Raw genomic sequence first — 20,059 nt, forward strand, 5'->3', positions numbered from 1 at the left:
ATCAAGTTCGGAATGACAAATTATATAGAATAACCTTTATCTTTATCCGAAGATTGGAATTTTATGAGCAGCGAACTTATTTATGTGCTTGTTGGAATAATTACTGTAGCCATTGGCCTGTTTTTAGGGATGTATATTCAAAAATTGAAGACAAAATCCAATGAAAGTGTTTGGCAAGAAAGAGAACAGCAACTAAACACTTCGGTCAAATCTCTTAATGACAAACTGCTGTCCAACGATGAGGAAAAAAAACAATTGCAGGCGGAAAAAGAACAGCAAAGCAATCAACTAGTTCGCTATCAGGCCGATTTGGAAAACCTGCAACGCGTCAATACCGAACAAAAGGAAGAGGTAGAGAAGCTTCAGGAAAAATTCACAAAGGAATTTGAAAATCTGGCCAATAAAATCCTTGATGAGAAAAGCACCAAGTTTACGGAGCAGAATCAGAAGAACATCAAGCAAATTTTAACCCCGTTACAAGAAAAAATTCAACTGTTCGAGAAAAAAGTAGAGGCTACACAGAAGGAGAACATCAGCATCCATTCAGCATTAAAAGAGCAATTGCTCAATCTTCAAAATCAGAACCTAAAGATTACCCAAGAAGCCGAGAACCTGACCAAGGCATTGAAAGGGGACAGCAAAATGCAAGGAAATTGGGGCGAATTGGTCTTGGAACGCGTCTTAGAAAAGTCTGGATTGGAAAAAGACCGCGAATATAGCGTACAACAGAGTTTTACCTTAGAAGATGGGTCTCGTGTATTGCCCGATGTCATTATTCACCTTCCAGATGGCAAAAAAATGGTGGTGGATTCAAAAGTTTCTCTTACCGATTATGAACGCTATACCAATGCAGATGATGAGCTAAAGGAAAAGCATCTTAAAGATCATATCAATTCCCTTAAAAAACATGTGGAGCAGCTTTCCGCCAAAAAGTATGAGGACCTCTACGAAATGGAGAGTCCTGATTTCGTATTATTATTTGTTCCGATTGAACCCGCATTTGCCGTTGCTATAAATAATGACAATTCGCTTTATAATAAAGCTTTTGAGCAGAACATTGTAATAGTTACCCCTTCTACCCTCTTGGCCACGCTTCGAACCATAGATACAATGTGGAGCAATGAAAAACAGCAGAAAAATGCCATTGAAATAGCACGTCAAGCAGGAGCATTATATGATAAGTTTGAAGGATTTGTGACCGATTTGACCAAAGTGGGCAAGAGAATGGATGAAGCAAAAACCGAATACCGTGGTGCAATGAATAAATTGGTGGAAGGTCGTGGTAACATAGTTACCAGTATAGAAAAACTTAAGAAAATGGGGGCTAAAGCCAAAAAATCCATTCCAGAGTCAGTTTTGAAGAGAGCTCAAGAAGATGATTTTGAAGAACCTAAATTGGAACTCTAGATGAAAAAGTTCAAAACTGCCAAAGAATCTCGTGTTTCCATCACAGAACTTATGCTTCCCTCCCATTCTAATTTTGGAGGGAAGGTACATGGTGGACATATTTTGAGCTTGATGGATCAGATTGCTTTTGCCTGTGCTTCCAAACACTCGCAGGCGTATTGCGTCACGGCTTCTGTAAATCGAGTCGATTTTTTAAACCCCATTGAAGTTGGGGAATTGGTCACCTTGAAAGCATCCATCAATTATACGGGGCGGACTTCCATGGTTGTTGGGGTACGTGTTGAATCTCAAAATATTACTTCTGGGCAAAAAAAACACTGTAATTCCTCTTACTTCACCATGGTCGCTAAAGGTGAAAATGGGAAGAACCTTCCCGTACCTGGTCTGATCTTAACAGACAAGCAAGGAGTTAGACGTTTTGCCCGAAGTGTGGAGCGTAAAGCTTCAGCAAGTTCTAGGGATACCAAATTTGAATCAGCAAAATTCAATGTAACCGACTATTTGGAAGTTATTGAAAATGAGAATGCAAAGCTGGATTTGAACTAGCTTCTATCTTTTAAATAAAATTCAGCTATTTTTTTGATTTCACCAACCCGTAGATTCCACATTAAATTGATGAATTGCTGATAGCTTTCTGACTGATTTTCTGGGTCCACTCTATCTAAATACTTATTGGCCATATAGGCTTTACGAGCTCTATATATTTCATCAAAAGCTTTTCCAAGCCAATATTTATGGTATTCTACCATATAATTTTGTTGAATTCGATACAGACACAGATAAATACTAAATCCATATTTCTTAAGATAGAATAGGTTAGGCACCTGCTCTGTTTTGGCCGTTGCCCTCAATGTATCATAATCATTATTTCTTGCAATATTCAAGGTATCTCTGCTATGGTTTTTCAATTCCACATAATCTTTTTTCAATTTTTCAATTCGCTGGACAATTTCTGGATGTGAGCTTATGGAATCGCGGGAAATCTTTTCTTCAAAAACATAATCGTATTTTGAAAAATCTTCTTGTTGCAACCATTTCTCATCGAAAGGTTGGTCGGGAATGTCAAATAGTTCTTTGTAAATACCTATGTCCAGATTTGCAGGCTTAATAGTGTCATACACCAAGGAAAGGTCCAGGGCCTTCAACAATTCCGTTGCATTATATTTGGTATTTCTCAATAACAAAAAACCTACCGAATCAGCTTCATACTCATGCTTTTTGTTTTTCTTACTGTTATTGAAAAGTTTCTCTTTTAGAACCGAAAATGCAGTTTTCTGTTGATTGAATTTTTGTCTCTTTAGGTTTCTATTCTCCCTTTTGGATTCTTTAGAGTGTTTTTCAATTGCGAGCTCAACAATTTTGTTTTCCGAATGATTCAAAAGTTTATGGGCCATTTCATGGCAGAGTATCGCGGCCAATTGATCTTCATTCTCCAAATAGTTTATGGTCCCCATATTCACCACCATAGTTCCATTGACAAAACAATAAGCATTTAACGAAATGTTCCTTGATACCAATATCTGAAAATCTTGCGGCACAACAGTATTTTTTTGGTAAATCTCCGTATAGATTTCATTGATTTTTTTGTTGAACGGGGTGTTGTACACGTATTCCCCTCTATCTATACTTTTAGAAAAAAATGTTTTGAAGTCTTCAAGATTTTTTTCCAGTTCATTGTTAACACTAAACGAGTACTTTCCATTGAACTTATTGCCAAACGTTTTCAACTTGGCAAGAAACAACTCCTTGTTTTCAGTTCGATGACTTTGATCCAAGGTGTCAAGAGGGACATAATCTTGCGAAAACGAACTTGAAAAAACAAAGCAGAAAATAACTAGAAATTTCATTTTCAGTAATTCAATCTTTCCAATCTAACTGCATTATAATCTTCCTTCTTATTGTACTCATGCAACATAATGTACCCCCTCTTAGCAATTGCAGGTGAAATAAAGAATTCATCGGACTTTGATGCTATTTTCAGTTCTTCCATGTTAAATTCTCCATTTATGATGGTGCATACCCCAAGGATTTTATACTTCTGTTTTTCTTCATCACCCTGCCTTTTATCAGTATAAAAGAAGGCAACATCATTATTTTCATTACTTAATCGTTGCCAAAACAAAAAATCGGTATAACTGTATTTCGATTTATCCTTTTCAATACGATCAATGCTTTCCAGTTTAAAATCCGGGGTTGTCCTGATTAAAAAGAAGTCCTTATTCTTGTTGACATTATAACCCCACAACACATTGTATGAGCTCTTATATTCTTCAGTAAGGATATAAACGGATCCATCTTGATTGACGAAAGATGCAATTGGATTCAATTTATAATTACCGCCTATCATACCATATTTGTTCAAACGGTCTATTTTATCCATCATGCTTTCAAACAATATATCGTCCCACATAATGGTATGGTCTTTTAACCCAATTTTGGTACGTCTAAAACCAATCTGGGACCCAGTTCTATCATTTAAAGCCCGAACGTCTATTAAATAGTCCTCGGTTTCTGTTCGTGTCAGTACACGATCGGTCCTGGTGTATTTTCCTGAAATATCCTCGTTCAACACTTCCTCACCAGTTTCTAGATTAAATCCGATTATTTTGTACCAATGCTTTGTATTTTGCACATTCGCTGATGAGGCTAAATATTTTGGCGATGCGTAATTTTTATCAAATTGGGAAACTATAGCATAGACATTTTTACTTTTGTTCAAGTCTTTCCAGAATAGATCAACGTTGGCAAACCCTTGTTGGGAACCTTCGGCATCTATTACCTTTTCCCATTTCAGCTCCTTGTTTTCATCAAATGATTTAATGGTAACGTCATCATAGAATTTTTTTTGGCGTTTCCTATCCAAAATCAATGAGTAATCATTTCGCGCCTTATAAACATCACTATCGTATATATAACCCTTCTCCTTAAACTTCTTTTTGTCGTCCTTTCTTTTTTCTTTGAACGTTTGATGGGTCTTACAGTCCTCAAAAATTCCATTTTCCTTATAGCACTGGAATTTATAAGGTTGAGTTCGTTTCAATTTAAAGTCGGCTTCGAGCATATCTGAATACATATATGATCTGGAATAATACACATAGGCATAGGGCAAAAAAATGATTTGTCCATCTAGGTTCATGTAGGTCGCAAAGGAATGTATCTTACTTGGGGCTGAAAATTCAATATTGGAAACTTTGTTCAGGTTCCTATCCAATAAAACTGCTTCAAAAGCTTTGTTATCCTCATCAATATCGTCTTTGGAGTAGATGGAAACATATCCAAACACATCTTTTTCCTCATCAAGAATTACGTCAAAGCCTACATATTTACCTACCGATAGGGCAATTAAATCCTGGGTTTGAGAATAACAATTACAAAATAAAAACAATAGTAAAAATAGATTGAAGAGCGTTTTCATTCAGGGTTGATTGGTTGTATTTTTAATTAAAATCAATGAATATTATAACGATTGTTGATGTTAAATATTTTTCAAAGTTGGGCCTGATCTAAATTACTCACTTTGCTGCTGCAGCTTCATCCATAAACCAAACCAAATTCCCAGAATTGGGGTTCACCAAAGATGCAGGATATGCCATAAAACCTTCAGTTTTTTCTACAATGGACTTTACTTTTTCTGCTTTGCTTGCTCCTGTAACCAAAAAAGCTACTTCTTTGGCCCTATTGATGACCTTTCCATTTATGGAAACTCTTTTTTGACCCGAATCTGGATGGGTTGCAACCACACAATGGTCCATGGCATCCCAAAGAGCAATCTCATGTGGAAATATGGATGCAGTGTGTCCATCATCACCCATGCCCAAAATAACCAAATCGAATTGAGGAGTACCTTCCACCCTGTCCAAATTGATTTCTAACAAATTAGCATATCGCATGGCTTCTCTATCAGGTTCAGCTTCGCCCAAAACCCGGTGGATATTCTTCTTGGGAACTGTAATTTTTGAGAATAGATGCTCCATGGTCATTTTGTAATTGCTTTGATCATCGGTAGGTGGCACGCATCGTTCATCTCCCCAATAAAAGTGGATATTGTTCCACTCAATTTTATCACTATAATCAGAAGCCAGCACATCAAAAACAATTTTGGGTGTGCTCCCTCCAGAAAGCGCAACATGAAATTCGGGTTTACCTTTAACCGAATTAGCAAAATAGGCTGAGAATTGCTCAGCAACTTTCTTCTTATCCTTATATATTTTCAATTCCATATTCTTAAATCTTTAATAGATATTGGACATCTAACAAATAACACAGTACCCGGGATCATCTGCCAAATTTTCGCCTGGATTTCGCCAATATCCCAAATCATCCATAAGATCATCTGAGTTTTCCGGACCCCAAACTCCAGCCGCATAGCCATACATGCGAATATCCTTTCCATTTTTCCAATAATCCAAAATTGGATCTACAAACTCCCATGCCGCCTCGACCTCATCAGCTCTTGCATATAAAGTTGCGTCGCCCTGCATGGCATCCAATAAAAGTCTTTCATAAGCTTCCATCACGTAGGTTTGCGCCAAACTAGAGTAGTAAAAGTCCAAATTAGCACGCTCAACTTTAAAGCCTTGCCCTGGTACTTTTACACCAAACTTAACGAGTACTCCTTCATCGGGTTGTATTCGAATAATCAACTTATTGTCCTTGCTATTCACACCTGAATCCTTAAAAATCTGATGGTGCGGAGTTTTAAAATGGATAATCACTTCGGTGACCTTGGTTGGCATACGCTTGGCGGTTCGTACATAAAATGGAACCCCATGCCAACGCCAATTGTCAACGAAAAACTTGACGGCCGCATAAGTCTCCGTGGTCGAATTAGAATCAACACCATCTTCTTCGCGATACCCTTTTACTTTTTCGCCATTGATTTCGGAGGCTACATATTGAGCACGAATGGTGTTATCAAAAAGCGTTTTATCATCGCGCATAATGCGCAAAGATTTCAATGCCTTCACCTTTTCATTCCGAATCTCCTCCGGTTGGTCTCCAATAGGTGGTTCCATAACCACCAAGGAAACTATCTGCATCAAATGATTCTGAAACATATCACGTAATGCTCCTGATTTATCGTAGTATCCCCCTCTTTTTTCCACACCGACACTCTCCGCGTTGGTGATTTCAACATGATGGATATAATTACGGTTCCAAAGCGGTTCAAAAATACTATTGGAAAAACGGGTCACCAACAGATTTTGTACTGTTTCCTTGCCTAAATAATGATCAATTCGATATATCTGTGGTTCTTGAAAATACTGTTGAAGTCCCTTATTCAAATCCTTTGCGCTATCCAAACTATAACCAAAAGGCTTTTCCACAATCAACCTTTTCCATCCCTTTTCTTGACTGTTCAACCCAACGTCGGCCAAGTTTTTGGCAATGGGCTCGTACAAACTGGGTGGGGTAGAAAAATAGAACATATAATTGTTCTCGGTACCATTTTGGGCATTCAAATCTTCAATACGCTGTGCCAAACCAGAATATTCTGCTGTATAGTCGCTTCCTAAATCCTCGTAAAAAATCCTATCCGTAAAACCTTTTATGTAATTCTCCTTTAAATCTTCGAGTTTGGTTTTCAAATAAGGACTTTTGTTCACTACTTTATCCCGAAATTCGGCATCGGTCATATCGCTTCGGCTGGCTCCCAAAACCACGAAATTATCTGGTAATTGTCTTGCGACATACAGGTTAAACAATGCTGGAACAAGTTTACGGGCGGTTAAATCTCCAGAAGCTCCAAAAATTATGAGCATTTGGTTGTCGGTCTTTTTCATAAAGTACTATACTAGTTGGTTTGGATATCTCAAAAAAAGTAGGGCTTAGTTATGTTTTTGCCAAAAAGCTTTTGAGACCACCTTTAATTTTTGAGCATAACGAATATAACGCTATTTTAGGTTCGGAATTCAACAATTGGCTTACTTAAAGTTGTCTTGATTCAAGGCATTAAAAATAAAGAATATGGCAAACACTTACGATTTTGGTCTTGTGGGACTTGGTGTAATGGGGCGTAACTTCATTTTGAACGTTGCTGATAATGGCTTCACAGCCTATGGCAATGATTTGGACAAGGAAAAAGTAAACGCTCTTATTGTGGAAGGCGGTGATACCAATCGCGTAAACGCTTCCACAGATGCGTCCACTTTTGTGAATGCTTTGAGTACTCCGCGTAAAATCATGTTACTGGTCCCTGCCGGAAAAATTGTGGATGCTGTTATTGAAGGATTACTTCCGCATTTGGAAGAAGGTGACATTATTATCGATGGTGGCAATTCCTTTTTTACCGATACAGATCGACGTGAAGCCTATTTAAAGGAGAAAGGAATCAATTTTTTCGGAGCTGGGGTATCGGGAGGTGCCAAAGGAGCTCGCAAAGGGCCAAGTATTATGCCTGGTGGTTCCAGAGAAGCTTATCAACATGTAAAACCCATTTTCGAAGCGGTTGCTGCCAAATATAAGGGTGAGCCCTGTGTAGCCTATTTAGGTCCAAAATCGGCCGGAAACTATGTGAAAATGGTTCACAACGGCATTGAATATGGATTGATGCAATTGACATCGGAAATCTACGATCTTTTGAAAAAAGCGGGAGGCTTGACCAATGAAGAGCTTCATGAAACGTATAGCGAATGGAATGCTGGTCGTTTACAATCCTTTTTGGTAGAAATCACTTCCGATATCCTTGCCCAAAAAGACGATTTGGATGATGGACATTTAGTGGATAAAATTTTGGACAAAGCAAAACAAAAAGGAACCGGAAAATGGACCTCTCAAAATGCCATGGATTTAGGGATACCAGTCCCAACCATTGATATTGCGGTTAGTATGCGCGAAATTTCTGCCTTAAAGGAAGAACGCGTGCAAGCGGATGAGCTATACGACCGACCAAAACCAGAATCAGTTGTAAAAGATTCTTTGGTGAATAAAGCGGAACAAGCACTCTATTTCTCATTCATCATTACCTATGCACAAGGAATGCACCAGCTTGCCGATGCCTCCAAGGAATATGGATATGAACTGGAATTGGGAGAAATTGCCAAAATCTGGCGAGCGGGCTGTATTATTCGCGCTGCATTGTTAGCGGATATCACTGAAGCTTTTAATGCGGACAGTTCGCTACAAAACTTGTTGCTCTCCCCTTCTTTTGTAGAAAAGGTAAAAGAAACGGTAGACTCCGCTAGAGAATTGGTAGCCTACGGAGCCACTAACGGCATTCCTTTACCCGGACTTTCCAATGCGTTGACCTATTTTGATGCCTACACTAGTAGTCGTTTACCCTTAAACCTGATCCAGGCCCAACGGGATTATTTTGGTTCGCATACTTACGAGCGATTGGATCGCGAAGGTATTTTTCATACGGAGTGGGAAGATTAAAATAAAATGATTCAAGGTCAATCCAACATAGCAAATCAAATTGACCATCTGTTTCGACATGAACATGGGAAACTAATTACCGTACTGACCAAAACTTTCGGAACCTCAAATATTGATTTGGCAGAAGATGTGGTACAAGAAGCCATGGTCGAAGCCTTGAACAAATGGACTCTTGATGGAATCCCGGATAATCCATCGGGATGGATATACAAGGTAGCCAAGTACAAGGCGGTCAATATTCTAAATAAAGAAAAATACAAACGGGAGTATGTTTCTGAAGTGGCACATCATCTACAATCGGAATGGACTTTGGAGCCAGCTCTAAAACACATTTTCACGGATAAAGAAATTGCAGATGATCAATTGCGCATGATTTTTACGTGCTGTCATCCAGTGCTCTCATCGGATTCACAAGTTGCGCTAACCTTAAAGACTTTATGCGGTTTCAATATCCCCGAAATTGCCAAAGCTTTTTTGACCACGGAAAGTAACATCAACAAACGTTTGGTCAGGGCGCGAAAAACTATTAAGGAAGCCAATATCCCATTTGAAGTACCCGTAGGAAGTCAATTGGAACCAAGATTGTCGAGTGTTCTTGAGACCATTTACCTTTTGTTCAATGAAGGGTATAATTCAACTTCCGAAGACTTCCCGATTCGTTATGAGCTTTGCGAAGAAGCCATACGCCTTGCTGAAATCATAGTGCAAAGTGCTGCCATTAAATCTTCAAATACCCATGCATTATTGGCTTTGATGTTGTTCAATACCGCTCGGTTTAGCTCAAGAATAAATGAATTGGGTGACATTATTAGACTTGAACAGCAAAATCGGAGCAAATGGGATCAAGAAATGATTAAAAAAGGGCTGACACATTTGGCTTTTGCTGCGGAACAAAACGAAGTTTCCATATATCACCTTCTTGCCACAATTTCTGCTCAACATTGTACCGCTCCTACCTATAAAAAGACAGATTGGGAAGGTATTCTTTCGCTATACGATATGCTTTTAGAAATTGATGATTCTCCAATCATTCAACTGAACAGGATTATTGTAGTTTCCAAAATTTCAGGCTTCAAAGAAGCACTCAACCAATTGAAAAGGATAGAAAACGACCCTTCTTTACATTCATATTTACCCTATTATACTTCAAGCGCAGAGTTATATTTTCAAGATAATCAACCCAAAAAAGCTATCGAGCTCCTCAATAAGGCGATAAAACTTCCTATCGGGGATTCTCGTAAATCCCTTATTTACAACAAGATAAAAGAATACTCAAAAAATATTTGATATTTTTCAGCTTTCCATGTCCTTTTTTGTTCCCTTTAATTGACTATGGGGTATAAACGATATTTAATCATTCAATACATTGATTATGCAAGAATTTATGATTTTCATTAAAACCAAGGGCGACCATTTGGAAGGTCTATCCGAAGAACAGCAACAAGCCCATGTGCAGAAAATTGGAAAGTACATTGGAGGGTTGATGGAATCTGGAAAATTAAAAGGAGCCCAACCATTGGATATGGATGGAGCCATTATTCATGGGAACAAAGGCGTTTTCAAAGATGGTCCATTTAACGAATCCAAAGAAGTCATAGTGGGCTACTTCCATATTGTTGCGGAAAACCTCTTAGAAGCCACGGCTATAGCCAAAGCCAACCCAATGTTTGAAGATGCGGAAGGAAACATTGAGGTTCGCCCAATAAAACAAATGGAAGGAATCAATTAAAACATGAGCATGGACAACACTAATTTTGAATACAGTGGCAAATGTGCCTTTGCATTAAGCTTGGGTAAAGCTGCTCCAGAGACCAATGGAAAACACACCATGATCAAGGAAGGTAAAACTTATACTTTTTTGAACCCCGTAGCCAAATTTTTGTTCAAGCTATTTCCGAATAGTGTTCAAAAAGCAGATGCTGCTTGGAATAAAAATTAATCCATGATGAAAAGAAAAACAATAAAAATAATAGGAATCACCCTAGCAATACTGCTTGGCCTAGTATTCACCTTTGCCAAAGTGAAAAGAATTACTCCGCTCTCTTGGTCACATAATGAGGTGAACCAACCTCTATTTTCAGATACCGCAATAAATGGATACGACCCAGTAGCCTACATTGTTTCGAACCAAGCAATGGAAGGAAATGAAAAGTATTCGTATCATTGGAAAGATGCAACATGGCATTTTACTTCAGAGGAAAACAAAAGTTTGTTCAAGGATAACCCAGATAAATATGCTCCTCAGTATGGAGGTTTTTGTGCCTTTGCGGTAAGTAAGGGATTCACTGCCAATTCCAATCCAGATGTATTTGAGGTACTAGATGAAAAACTATATCTTTTTGACAGTGAAGATGTAAAACAAGAGTGGAAAATTAATGTGCAAGAAAACTTAGAAATAGGCAAAACCAACTGGAAATAATACAACGATAGAATACTCAACTAAATACCAAAGCGGTCTGGATAACAACTAGATCGCTTTTTTATTGGCATTACTATTTTTTGTCAAAGCCCTATTCTCATTGGAGCTACTGCACTCCAATCCACTCATAATTAACGTTTTAATTTCAAACTTATCCCCAAAAATTTGGTGAATTCAAATTTTTATTTACATTTGCAGTGTTCTAGTTATCTAATACACTATAAATGTTGACCATTAAACATTTGAATTTTAATTACCCTAAAAGCCGTTCTGTGCTAAAATCCATCAATATGAATTTTGAGGCAGGGAACATTTATGGACTTTTTGGAAAAAACGGTGAAGGCAAAAGTACATTGTTGAAAATTATGACCGGATTGCTATTTCCAAAAAATGGTAGTTGCTTGCTTGACGGGTATGAGATGGGAAAAAGAGAAGTGCAATCCCTTCAACATATATTTTTGGTTCCAGAGGATTTTGAATTACCATCAATTTCCATCCAATCATTTGAAAAAGTACAATCTTGCTTTTATCCTCAATTTTCCCAGAAGCAATTTTATGAGTTGGTAAAAGAATTTCAGCTCTCCCCTACCGATAACATTTCAAAATTGTCCTTTGGACAAAAGAAAAAGGTACTTATCGCTTTTGGAATCGCCACCAACACTAAACTATTGCTCATGGATGAGCCCACCAATGGCTTGGATATACCCTCCAAAAGTCAGTTTAGAAAAGTTATGGCGTCCGTTGTGGACGAGAACAAGTGTGTGGTAATTTCCACGCATCAGGTGAGAGATTTGCACAGTCTCATCAATCATGTAATGATTTTGGACAATGCCCAAGTTGCTTTTGACCAACCTTTACATAAAGTCTCGGATGGACTGTGGTTTGGAAAACCCTCATCCAATGATCCTACAGAACTTATCTACTCGGAATCCTCTTTTGGAGGAAAGGCAATTGTACCCCGTTTAGATAAAAATGAAACTGAAGTAGACCTGGAATTATTGTTCAATGGAGTCTTAAGCGCTCCTGACACCATAAATGCAATCATGAACCAAACACAGCACGATGAAAGAGTTTAGTTTATCAAGAATTGGGCAGTTCATTCGTCGCGATATTACTATCCACAAGAGCACTTTTGTCACAGGGCTGCTCGTAGGCATTGTTTTGATTTTCCTTTTCTGTATTTTCAATATGATGTGGGACAAGCAATTGTCAACCGATGAGTTTTTTGGAATTTTCGGATTGATTTATATCCCCATGGGTGTACTATTCACCTTCTCTATTTTTAAGGAATTCAATGATGCTAAAACAAATCAATTATATCTGTCCATTCCTTTATCAATTCCTGAGAGACTTGCTTCCAAGTGGTTTACCTCCACAATAATATATACCCTTGTGTATTCTATTTTGGCCATAATTACGGGAATCTTGGCTTTGCTATTTGGAATAGTGATTTTTGATGCTGATTTTAATGTTCCGTCGCTTTTTTCAATTGAATACTGGAATGTGCTAAAGGTTTACTTTTTGGTTCAACCACTATTTTTAGTAGGTGCTATCTCCTTCAGAAAAAATAGAATTGGTAAAACCCTATTGTTCCTAGGTATTCTGGTACTTGGATTTACATTTTTCAATTTCTTTCTATTTGGAATATTCAATCATAATCATGGTTTGTTTTCCGGTGAAACCTTGGTATCCGAGGCATTTGACAAAACAACGGCAGATTTTTCAGGTTTGGGAAGGTGGTTTTATGGTTTGCTCCTTGGCCCCCTGATGCTCATTGTGGCCTATTTTAAAATGAAGGAAAAGGAGGTATAGGAATGGAATTTGACAATAGCAAACCTATTTATTTACAGATTGTAGATTTTTTCTACGAAAACATCCTTGTAAAACGATGGGCAGAAGAAGAACGTATTCCATCCGTAAGGGAAGTTGCCATGATGGTTGAAGTAAATCCGAACACTGCCATACGGGCCTTTAACCATTTACAAGACCTTGAGGTTATCTATAACAAAAGAGGCATCGGATATTTTGTTGCAAGTGACGGTTTCACCAAAGTGCTCAACATAAAACGAAAAGAATTCATGGAGCAAATGCTACCAGATGTTTTTAAAAAACTGAGCTTATTGGATATCCCTTTCGATGAATTAAAGAATGCATACAACCAACACAAAAATGAAAAAGAGTAATCTAATCTTGTTAGTCGCATTGGGTATTGCCCTCTTTTTTACACTGGTCTTCCAATTATCAGTCCATAGCAATGTAAAAAAGGCAGAAGCTAATAAAGTTGCTGTTGAAATCATATCGGAATCCAGAGCAACTTTCCATTTTAATGGAATAGTGTCCAAAAATCGGGTTAAAGTTATTTTTAACCAAAGCGAGGACTCCAAAGTGGTGGTGGAAGCTCCGGAATACATTATTGATTCTGTTAGCACTTTTGTGGTCAATCAGAAATTGGTCATTCAAGTATCCGAAAAATTGAAGAAAAAAGATAGCATCTTAATCCATATAGACCATACAGCGCTAAACAGTCTTGAATTGAACGATAGTTCCCATTTTGAAACCAACGGGCAAATTTCAGGCGAAAACCTACATCTTGAATTTAAAGATGAGAGCTCTGCAAACTTGAATCTCTCCTACGATTTTGTAAAGTATATCAATAACACCGAAGGCACTGTCAATCTACAAGGAGAAATCAAAGAAATTGAGCTTGCTTCAAATAAAAAACAATGATCAAAAAACGAACTTAGGTAGTTACTCATCATCAATCAATCAATCATCAATCAAAAACGAACAGTCATGAAATTTAGTAGAAATAAAAATCAAAACAGGCCAATTGTCCGGCTAGTTCCAATTATTGGAATGATCTCGATTATTGCCTTTCTCATTTTCAATCATAATAAGCACCAGAAAAAGCAAGCTGAACGGGCTTATAATGACACTAGAAAAGCTTTGCAGTTGTTGGTAAGCAATCTGGACAAAGGATTAGGAAAAATAGCTCACCTAAACCAATTTGAAATTACCCTACAGAAAATATACAATCATTAAATAAATCATCAATCAAAAAACCAACAATCATGGAAACAAATCAAAAAACCGGAAGAATCATTGGCTTTTTATTGCTTTTGATCATGCTTACAGGAATCCCCTCAGTTATGTTTAGGGGCTTATCGACCTCGTTGGTCGACACACCTGATTTTTTATCCCAAATCTTCGAAAATGCAACTGAGATGAGAGTTTCAATACTCTTGGATGTGCTCGCAAGTGCGCTATGGATAGCAGTCGCAACAATACTTTTCCCAATGATTAAAAGATTCAACCATAAAATTGCCTTGGGTTTCTTCGGAATCTGGATGACCTATTTTGCCATAAACATCTTTAGCAATATCAGTCATCTGTCATTACTATCACTAAGCCAAGAATTTGTGGCATCCGACTCTGGCAACATGGATTATTTTACCATTGCAGGGTTCCTTAAAATTGAAGATTATTTTTGGGCGCATTTCTTTGGCATCATGTTCTATGCCTCTGCCGCTTTTATGTTCTACTATTTTTTGTTCAAAAGCAGACTCGTACCAAGAATTTTATCAGCTTGGGGCATGGTAGCAATCTCCATTGTATTTGTTGCATGTTGGCTAAGCATTTTTGACCTGAATATTAGTTTTCACTTTTTCAGTCAAAATGGATTTCACATGATCATTCTAATGGGCTGGCTCATCGCCAAGGGTTTTGCTCCAGCCAAAATCAAAGCTCAATAAACCCGGCAATTCATTCATCAATCAATCATCAATCAAAAAACGAAAAATCATGAATTCTAATTCAAAAATCTCAATTCCTGCTATTTCAAATAAACGTTGGCCTTCATCATTCTTGAATTTTTCAGTTCAACTCTGGTTTATAGTGGCCGTAATCGGTCAGTGGATTTTTGCTTTTTATGTGGCCGCCTTTTATGGAGGAGCAGCTATAGATGGCGATTTTATGCGATGGAACCGAGTATTGCCCCACGGCTATGTGGAAGGTCAGGCCATGGGAAATTTGGCGGTAGCCATCCATCTATTGTTTGCGGTAATTGTAATGATCGGAGGACCAATCCAGTTTATTCCCCAGTTAAGAAAATACGCGCCTAAATTTCATCGATGGAACGGAAGATTTTATCTGGGCGCTGCAGTCTTGATCAGTTTAAGTGGAATTTATATTGTAATCACCAAAGGAACCATTTCCGGCCTAGTTGGCGATATTAGTGTAAGCCTAAATGGAGCATTAATTTTGACTTTTGCCTATTTGGCATTAAAAAATGCTGTAAAACGAAGATTTGATGTGCACCGAAAGTGGGCCATTCGGTTGTTCCTGGTTATGGCCGGTGTTTGGTTTTTTAGGGTAGGACTTATGTTTTGGTTGTTCGTAAATAAAGGTCCTGTTGGTTTTGATCCAGAAACATTTCGAGGCCCTTTTTTGGTCTTTTTAGGATTTGCTCAATACCTAATTCCCCTTGCAATCGCAGAACTCTATTTTATGGCCGAACGTAAAAAACAAATAACACCCAAACTATTAACTGCTCTAACGTTGTTGATTTTCACGATCATAACGACTTTAGGTACTTTTGCTGCCACCATGGGCATGTGGTTGCCAAGAATTAGCTAGCATTCTAGCAAAAAATTCTAGTAGACTTGCTCTAAGAGGTTTAAAGGGGATGTTCTTTTCTAAGAATACTCCCCTTCTTGACTTCTATATCTTTTCGATGAACGGTATACTTCTCTTTCTTCTATTTCGTTATATATCAGAAATTTACCTACTTATGAAAAAGATATCTTATTCAGTATTTTTGGTTCTACTATTCTTACTTTTTGGTTGTTCTTCCGATTCGTTGGAACCCATTTTGAACGATGGAGATTCCGATGAACAATCCCAGGATGAAACGGGTTCTGATTCCGACGATACTCCAAACGACTCTTTTGTAACCGATAGTTTTGACGGTACTGGTCCTTTGGTTGACTTTGTTGTAAACAATGAGGCAGCATTACCCGAAGTAGCACGCGAAAATGGGAGATATCGCGCTGAACTTACTGATAATACCAATGATAAGACGTTACATTTCAATGATGATCAGGGAAGATTAGATGCGAAATTGGTCTCTTTTCCTTTTGAATTCATAGCTAGAAACATTGGAATAGGTACTTTAAACGATTCGCAAGTTGCACCAACACCCGAAAATTCCCTTTATATATTTGCCGGAGTCCAAATTCACGTTGAAACTCTAAACTCTTTTAATTCTGCCCATGTGGTTGTGGGACATCGAGGCAACACCTATTTTACCATTGAGGGTAAAAATACAGTTGATGGGAATTCTTCCGTCAATGACATCGGTGCGAACATAGTACCCGACGGTAGAGCCGACATTAGAATAGTTGGAAATCAAGACCGAACTATAACGGTACATTGGCAGATTCCAAACTTGGACTATGATACAACTGCTGATGATTGGAAACTATACAATGTTACCGGCAATTTACCCGGCAATGCACCAGCTTTTGATTCCAATGTGTACGTTGGATTGATAACCTATGCCTTTGGCTCAAACGGAGTTCCCTTTGTAGGAACTTGTGATGCCATACAAACAGCCGATTGAGAAATAGGCTACTTGCTCAAATACATTTTTCTACGGGAATATAAGTTGTAGAACTCGTCGTCCTTAAGGCTATCGATGAACAAAATACTCTCTCCTGTACTTTTCATTTCCGGTCCGAGGTTTTTATTAACGTTCGGGAACTTATTGAATGAGAACACGGGTTGTTTTATGGCATATCCATCAAGGTGCGGTTTAAAGTCAAAATCTTTGACTTTCTTTTCACCCAACATTACTTTGGTGGCGTAATTCACATAAGGCTCCTTGTATGCTTTGGCTATGAAAGGTACCGTTCTGGATGCTCTTGGATTGGCTTCAATAATGTAAACTGTATCATCTTTAATGGCGAACTGTATATTGATTAACCCGACCGTATTTAATGCTAAGGCGATTTTTTGGGTATGATCCTTGATTTGCTGCATTACAAACTCACCCAAATTAAATGGAGGCAGCGTCGCATTGGAGTCCCCTGAATGTATACCGCAAGGTTCTATATGCTCCATAATACCGATGATGTACACGTCTTCTCCATCACAAATGGCATCAGCTTCAGCTTCAATGGCCCCATCCAAGTAGTGGTCTAAAAGCAATTTGTTGTTCGGAATACTTCGTAGCAAGTCCACAACATGGGCTTCCAGTTCTTCCTTATTGATCACAATTTTCATTCCTTGACCCCCTAAGACATAGGATGGTCTTACCAAAAGTGGGAAGTTAAGTTCTTCTGAAAGCGCTAAAGCTTCATCAGCTGTTTCTGCAACACCAAACCTTGGATAAGGAATATTATTTTCCTTCAAAAGTGTGGAAAAGCTTCCTCTGTCCTCGGCCAAATCCAAAGACTCAAAGCTTGTTCCTATGATATTGATTCCATATTTATCCAACTTCTCGGCAAGCTTCAAAGCTGTTTGCCCGCCCAACTGAACAATTACACCTTCTGGTTTTTCGTGTCGGATAATATCGTAGATATGTTCCCAGAAAACCGGTTCAAAATAAAGTTTATCCGCAGTATCAAAGTCCGTGGAAACGGTTTCTGGATTGCAATTGATCATTATGGTCTCATAACCGCATTCCGCTGCAGCCAAAACACCATGAACACAGCAATAGTCAAACTCAATCCCCTGCCCAATTCTGTTTGGACCTGAACCAAGAACCACAATTTTTTTCTTATCAGTAACCTCACTATCATTGGCTACAAATCGATTACCATCTGCAGTTTCAATTTCTTCCTCGAATGTGGAATAATAATAGGGGGTCATGGCCTTGAACTCTGCTGCGCAAGTATCCACAAGTTTGTAGACCCTATTTACGCCAAGCTCTGTACGTTTTGTATGGACCTCACTTTCATAACAGTCCAACATATGTGCAATCTGTCGGTCTGCAAACCCTTTTTGTTTTGCTTCTAGCAACAGTGATCTGGACAGGTTTTCTATGGTATACTTTGAAATTTCTTGTTCCAAATAATGCAGTTCTTCATATTGCTTCAAGAACCACATATCAATTTTGGTAATCTCATGAATCCTGGACAATGGAATTCCCAATTGAATTGCATCATAGATCACAAAAACCCTATCCCAACTTGGCACTTTAAGCTTTTGGATAATGGTATCGTAATCCTTGTATCCCTTTCCATCGGCACCAAGACCATTACGTTTTATCTCTAAAGATTGGGTCGCTTTATGCAATGCTTCTTGAAATGAACGTCCAATGCCCATAACTTCCCCAACCGATTTCATTTGAAGTCCAAGTGTTCTATCTGAGCCTTCAAACTTATCAAAATTCCATCTCGGGATTTTCACGATGACGTAATCCAAGGTAGGCTCAAACAAAGCGGATGTTGACTTTGTGATTTGATTGTCAAGCTCATCCAGGGTATACCCAATAGCCAATTTGGCCGCGATTTTTGCAATGGGATATCCTGTTGCCTTTGAGGCCAAAGCAGAAGATCTTGAAACCCTTGGGTTGATTTCAATAGCGATAATGTCTTCTTTTTCATCAGGACTTACTGCAAACTGCACATTACAGCCCCCCGCAAAATCACCGATACTTCGCATCATGTGGATGGCCATATCCCGCATGCGTTGAAATGTACGATCGGAAAGTGTCATCGCCGGGGCCACTGTAATGGAATCTCCGGTATGGATACCCATTGGGTCCATATTTTCAATGGTACAGATGATGACGACATTGTCATTTTTATCGCGAAGCAGTTCCAACTCGTATTCCTTCCACCCCATCAAAGCTTTGTCTATCATTACTTCGTGAATCGGAGAAACCTCCAGCCCATGGCTTAAATGATCATCAAATTCTTCAGGGTCATATACAATGGATGCTCCAGCGCCTCCCAAAGTGAACGAGGCCCTGATTACCAACGGAAAACCAAATTCCTGCGCAATTTCTTTTCCTTTAAGGAAAGAGGTCGCAGAGGCTTGTGGTGGCATACCCACACCTATTTTCAACATCAACTCCCTGAACTTCTCCCTATCTTCGGTAATGTTGATGGCATCGATGTCCACACCTATAATCTCAACTCCGAAATCTTCCCAAATGCCCTTTTCATCTGCCTCAATACATAGATTTAAAGCGGTTTGACCTCCCATAGTCGGTAGTACCGCATCTATATTGGGATGGTTCTTTAAAATCTCAATAATCGATTTTGTGGTCAACGGTTTTAAATATACATGATCCGCCATCTTGGGGTCTGTCATGATTGTTGCCGGGTTACTGTTGATCAAAGTGGTTTCAATACCATCTTCACGAAGTGAGCGAAGTGCTTGGGAACCAGAATAATCGAACTCACAGGCCTGGCCAATAATAATCGGGCCAGAACCAATAATCAAAATCGATTTAAGATCTTTTCTTTTTGGCATTATAAAATAGGGTTACTCGTTTACAAATTTTTCAAAATTAGGTCAAAAAAAAGGTGCTAAACTTGGAAAAGTAGCACCTTTATTAAAAAGTTATTTACAGTCATTATTTTTTATGACGCGGTTCTGATGAAACAGATAATTTTGTTCTTCCCTTGGCTCTTCTTCTCGCAAGAACTTTTCTACCATTGGCAGTTGCCATGCGCTCTCTAAAACCATGCTTGTTTCTTCTCTTCCGTTTAGACGGCTGGTACGTTCTTTTCATTTCCGAACTCTTTTATGGATTTGTTGATTGGGAGTTAAAACTACCCGAAAAATTCTGGGCGCAAATATACGAAGAGTTTTTACTTTGACAAATGCAAAAAGAAAATATTTAAA

21 protein-coding genes are annotated in these 20,059 nt (G+C 38.4%); 15 read left to right on the forward strand and 6 right to left on the reverse strand.

From position 1 onward, the window contains the following. Positions 1-63 precede the first annotated feature (63 nt). Together rmuC and IAG46_RS04290 are read left to right on the forward strand one after the other, a co-directional pair. The gene (gene rmuC / locus IAG46_RS04285) at positions 64-1,407 is read left to right on the forward strand and encodes a DNA recombination protein RmuC (protein WP_190809079.1); all 1,344 of its coding nucleotides are present in this window, start codon (positions 64-66) and stop codon (positions 1,405-1,407) included. Then, positions 1,408-1,953 carry an acyl-CoA thioesterase gene (locus IAG46_RS04290; protein WP_190809080.1) on the forward strand — a complete coding sequence of 182 codons (546 nt, stop codon included), beginning with the start codon at positions 1,408-1,410 and terminating at the stop codon, positions 1,951-1,953. It begins immediately after the preceding gene. Here IAG46_RS04290 and IAG46_RS04295 read toward each other — a convergent pair. The 4 genes from IAG46_RS04295 to zwf all read right to left on the reverse strand — a co-directional run bounded on the left by IAG46_RS04295 (position 1,950) and on the right by zwf (position 7,190). Continuing rightward, on the reverse strand, positions 1,950-3,254 hold the full coding sequence (locus tag IAG46_RS04295; protein WP_190809081.1) for a M48 family metallopeptidase: 1,305 nt from the start codon (positions 3,252-3,254) through the stop codon (positions 1,950-1,952). The two genes, IAG46_RS04290 and IAG46_RS04295, sit on opposite strands and share 4 nt — an antisense overlap. 2 nt (positions 3,255-3,256) lie before the next feature. Continuing rightward, positions 3,257-4,822, reverse strand: coding sequence for a hypothetical protein (locus IAG46_RS04300; RefSeq protein WP_190809082.1), 1,566 nt, complete (start codon positions 4,820-4,822; stop codon positions 3,257-3,259). A 97-nt stretch (positions 4,823-4,919) separates the two neighbouring features. Further along, complete coding sequence (gene pgl, locus IAG46_RS04305) at positions 4,920-5,627, reverse strand: 6-phosphogluconolactonase (RefSeq protein WP_190809083.1); 708 nt, start codon at positions 5,625-5,627, stop codon at positions 4,920-4,922. Between the two features lie 30 nt (positions 5,628-5,657). After that, positions 5,658-7,190, reverse strand: a complete 1,533-nt coding sequence (gene zwf / locus IAG46_RS04310; protein WP_190809084.1) for a glucose-6-phosphate dehydrogenase — start codon at positions 7,188-7,190, stop codon at positions 5,658-5,660. 184 nt (positions 7,191-7,374) lie between these two features. Between zwf and gndA the strand changes: the two genes are divergently transcribed. The 13 genes from gndA to IAG46_RS04375 all read left to right on the forward strand — a co-directional run bounded on the left by gndA (position 7,375) and on the right by IAG46_RS04375 (position 16,823). Next, positions 7,375-8,784, forward strand: a complete 1,410-nt coding sequence (gene gndA / locus IAG46_RS04315) for an NADP-dependent phosphogluconate dehydrogenase (RefSeq protein ID WP_190809085.1) — start codon at positions 7,375-7,377, stop codon at positions 8,782-8,784. A gap of 6 nt (positions 8,785-8,790) precedes the next feature. Next, the gene (locus IAG46_RS04320; RefSeq protein ID WP_190809086.1) at positions 8,791-10,071 is read left to right on the forward strand and encodes an RNA polymerase sigma factor; all 1,281 of its coding nucleotides are present in this window, start codon (positions 8,791-8,793) and stop codon (positions 10,069-10,071) included. Between the two features lie 85 nt (positions 10,072-10,156). Continuing rightward, on the forward strand, positions 10,157-10,513 hold the full coding sequence (locus tag IAG46_RS04325; protein WP_190809087.1) for a YciI family protein: 357 nt from the start codon (positions 10,157-10,159) through the stop codon (positions 10,511-10,513). A 9-nt stretch (positions 10,514-10,522) separates the two neighbouring features. After that, positions 10,523-10,723 (forward strand): hypothetical protein, encoded by a 201-nt coding sequence (locus IAG46_RS04330; RefSeq protein ID WP_190809088.1) that lies wholly within the window; start codon positions 10,523-10,525, stop codon positions 10,721-10,723. 3 nt (positions 10,724-10,726) lie between these two features. Then, positions 10,727-11,203: a YHS domain-containing (seleno)protein gene (locus tag IAG46_RS04335; RefSeq protein ID WP_190809089.1), complete on the forward strand. Its 477-nt coding sequence runs from the start codon at positions 10,727-10,729 to the stop codon at positions 11,201-11,203. A gap of 224 nt (positions 11,204-11,427) precedes the next feature. Further along, positions 11,428-12,279 (forward strand): ATP-binding cassette domain-containing protein, encoded by an 852-nt coding sequence (locus IAG46_RS04340; RefSeq protein ID WP_190809090.1) that lies wholly within the window; start codon positions 11,428-11,430, stop codon positions 12,277-12,279. Further along, a complete protein-coding gene (locus IAG46_RS04345) occupies positions 12,266-13,015 on the forward strand; it encodes a hypothetical protein (RefSeq protein ID WP_190809091.1) in 750 nt (249 codons plus the stop codon). The genes IAG46_RS04340 and IAG46_RS04345 overlap by 14 nt, the downstream gene beginning before the upstream one ends. Positions 13,016-13,017: 2 nt before the next feature. Beyond that, on the forward strand, positions 13,018-13,386 hold the full coding sequence (locus tag IAG46_RS04350; protein ID WP_190809092.1) for a GntR family transcriptional regulator: 369 nt from the start codon (positions 13,018-13,020) through the stop codon (positions 13,384-13,386). Then, the gene (locus tag IAG46_RS04355) at positions 13,373-13,930 is read left to right on the forward strand and encodes a DUF2807 domain-containing protein (protein ID WP_190809093.1); all 558 of its coding nucleotides are present in this window, start codon (positions 13,373-13,375) and stop codon (positions 13,928-13,930) included. The genes IAG46_RS04350 and IAG46_RS04355 overlap by 14 nt, the downstream gene beginning before the upstream one ends. A gap of 66 nt (positions 13,931-13,996) precedes the next feature. Further along, positions 13,997-14,245: a hypothetical protein gene (locus IAG46_RS04360; RefSeq protein WP_190809094.1), complete on the forward strand. Its 249-nt coding sequence runs from the start codon at positions 13,997-13,999 to the stop codon at positions 14,243-14,245. A 29-nt stretch (positions 14,246-14,274) separates the two neighbouring features. Continuing rightward, entirely contained in the window at positions 14,275-14,955 is a 681-nt protein-coding gene (locus IAG46_RS04365; protein ID WP_190809095.1) for a DUF4386 domain-containing protein, read from the forward strand. Positions 14,956-15,004: 49 nt separating this feature from the next. Further along, on the forward strand, positions 15,005-15,838 hold the full coding sequence (locus IAG46_RS04370; RefSeq protein WP_190809096.1) for a DUF2306 domain-containing protein: 834 nt from the start codon (positions 15,005-15,007) through the stop codon (positions 15,836-15,838). A 154-nt stretch (positions 15,839-15,992) separates the two neighbouring features. Further along, a complete protein-coding gene (locus tag IAG46_RS04375) occupies positions 15,993-16,823 on the forward strand; it encodes a hypothetical protein (protein ID WP_190809097.1) in 831 nt (276 codons plus the stop codon). 8 nt (positions 16,824-16,831) lie between these two features. Here the strand turns inward: IAG46_RS04375 and carB are convergent, their stop codons facing one another. Further along, complete coding sequence (gene carB, locus IAG46_RS04380; RefSeq protein WP_190809098.1) at positions 16,832-19,684, reverse strand: carbamoyl-phosphate synthase large subunit; 2,853 nt, start codon at positions 19,682-19,684, stop codon at positions 16,832-16,834. 103 nt (positions 19,685-19,787) lie between these two features. After that, the gene (rpmH, locus tag IAG46_RS04385) at positions 19,788-19,946 is read right to left on the reverse strand and encodes a 50S ribosomal protein L34 (RefSeq protein WP_190809099.1); all 159 of its coding nucleotides are present in this window, start codon (positions 19,944-19,946) and stop codon (positions 19,788-19,790) included. Positions 19,947-20,059 lie beyond the last annotated feature (113 nt).

Source organism: Flagellimonas sp. S3867 (genome assembly GCF_014698935.1).
Lineage (GTDB): Bacteria > Bacteroidota > Bacteroidia > Flavobacteriales > Flavobacteriaceae > Flagellimonas.

Excerpts from the sequence above, each read along its gene's own strand:
- IAG46_RS04330 (WP_190809088.1), top strand. The coding sequence starts at position 10,523 with ATGGACAACACTAATTTTGAATACAGTGGCAAATGTGCCTTTGCATTA.
- IAG46_RS04295 (WP_190809081.1), bottom strand. The coding sequence starts at position 3,254 with ATGAAATTTCTAGTTATTTTCTGCTTTGTTTTTTCAAGTTCGTTTTCG.
- IAG46_RS04350 (WP_190809092.1), top strand. The coding sequence starts at position 13,018 with ATGGAATTTGACAATAGCAAACCTATTTATTTACAGATTGTAGATTTT.
- pgl (WP_190809083.1), bottom strand. The coding sequence starts at position 5,627 with ATGGAATTGAAAATATATAAGGATAAGAAGAAAGTTGCTGAGCAATTC.
- zwf (WP_190809084.1), bottom strand. The coding sequence starts at position 7,190 with ATGAAAAAGACCGACAACCAAATGCTCATAATTTTTGGAGCTTCTGGA.
- IAG46_RS04365 (WP_190809095.1), top strand. The coding sequence starts at position 14,275 with ATGGAAACAAATCAAAAAACCGGAAGAATCATTGGCTTTTTATTGCTT.
- IAG46_RS04290 (WP_190809080.1), top strand. The coding sequence starts at position 1,408 with ATGAAAAAGTTCAAAACTGCCAAAGAATCTCGTGTTTCCATCACAGAA.
- IAG46_RS04375 (WP_190809097.1), top strand. The coding sequence starts at position 15,993 with ATGAAAAAGATATCTTATTCAGTATTTTTGGTTCTACTATTCTTACTT.
- IAG46_RS04360 (WP_190809094.1), top strand. The coding sequence starts at position 13,997 with ATGAAATTTAGTAGAAATAAAAATCAAAACAGGCCAATTGTCCGGCTA.
- carB (WP_190809098.1), bottom strand. The coding sequence starts at position 19,684 with ATGCCAAAAAGAAAAGATCTTAAATCGATTTTGATTATTGGTTCTGGC.
- IAG46_RS04370 (WP_190809096.1), top strand. The coding sequence starts at position 15,005 with ATGAATTCTAATTCAAAAATCTCAATTCCTGCTATTTCAAATAAACGT.
- IAG46_RS04340 (WP_190809090.1), top strand. The coding sequence starts at position 11,428 with ATGTTGACCATTAAACATTTGAATTTTAATTACCCTAAAAGCCGTTCT.
- IAG46_RS04300 (WP_190809082.1), bottom strand. The coding sequence starts at position 4,822 with ATGAAAACGCTCTTCAATCTATTTTTACTATTGTTTTTATTTTGTAAT.
- IAG46_RS04335 (WP_190809089.1), top strand. The coding sequence starts at position 10,727 with ATGATGAAAAGAAAAACAATAAAAATAATAGGAATCACCCTAGCAATA.
- IAG46_RS04325 (WP_190809087.1), top strand. The coding sequence starts at position 10,157 with ATGCAAGAATTTATGATTTTCATTAAAACCAAGGGCGACCATTTGGAA.
- IAG46_RS04345 (WP_190809091.1), top strand. The coding sequence starts at position 12,266 with ATGAAAGAGTTTAGTTTATCAAGAATTGGGCAGTTCATTCGTCGCGAT.
- IAG46_RS04355 (WP_190809093.1), top strand. The coding sequence starts at position 13,373 with ATGAAAAAGAGTAATCTAATCTTGTTAGTCGCATTGGGTATTGCCCTC.
- IAG46_RS04320 (WP_190809086.1), top strand. The coding sequence starts at position 8,791 with ATGATTCAAGGTCAATCCAACATAGCAAATCAAATTGACCATCTGTTT.
- rpmH (WP_190809099.1), bottom strand. The coding sequence starts at position 19,946 with ATGAAAAGAACGTACCAGCCGTCTAAACGGAAGAGAAGAAACAAGCAT.
- gndA (WP_190809085.1), top strand. The coding sequence starts at position 7,375 with ATGGCAAACACTTACGATTTTGGTCTTGTGGGACTTGGTGTAATGGGG.
- rmuC (WP_190809079.1), top strand. The coding sequence starts at position 64 with ATGAGCAGCGAACTTATTTATGTGCTTGTTGGAATAATTACTGTAGCC.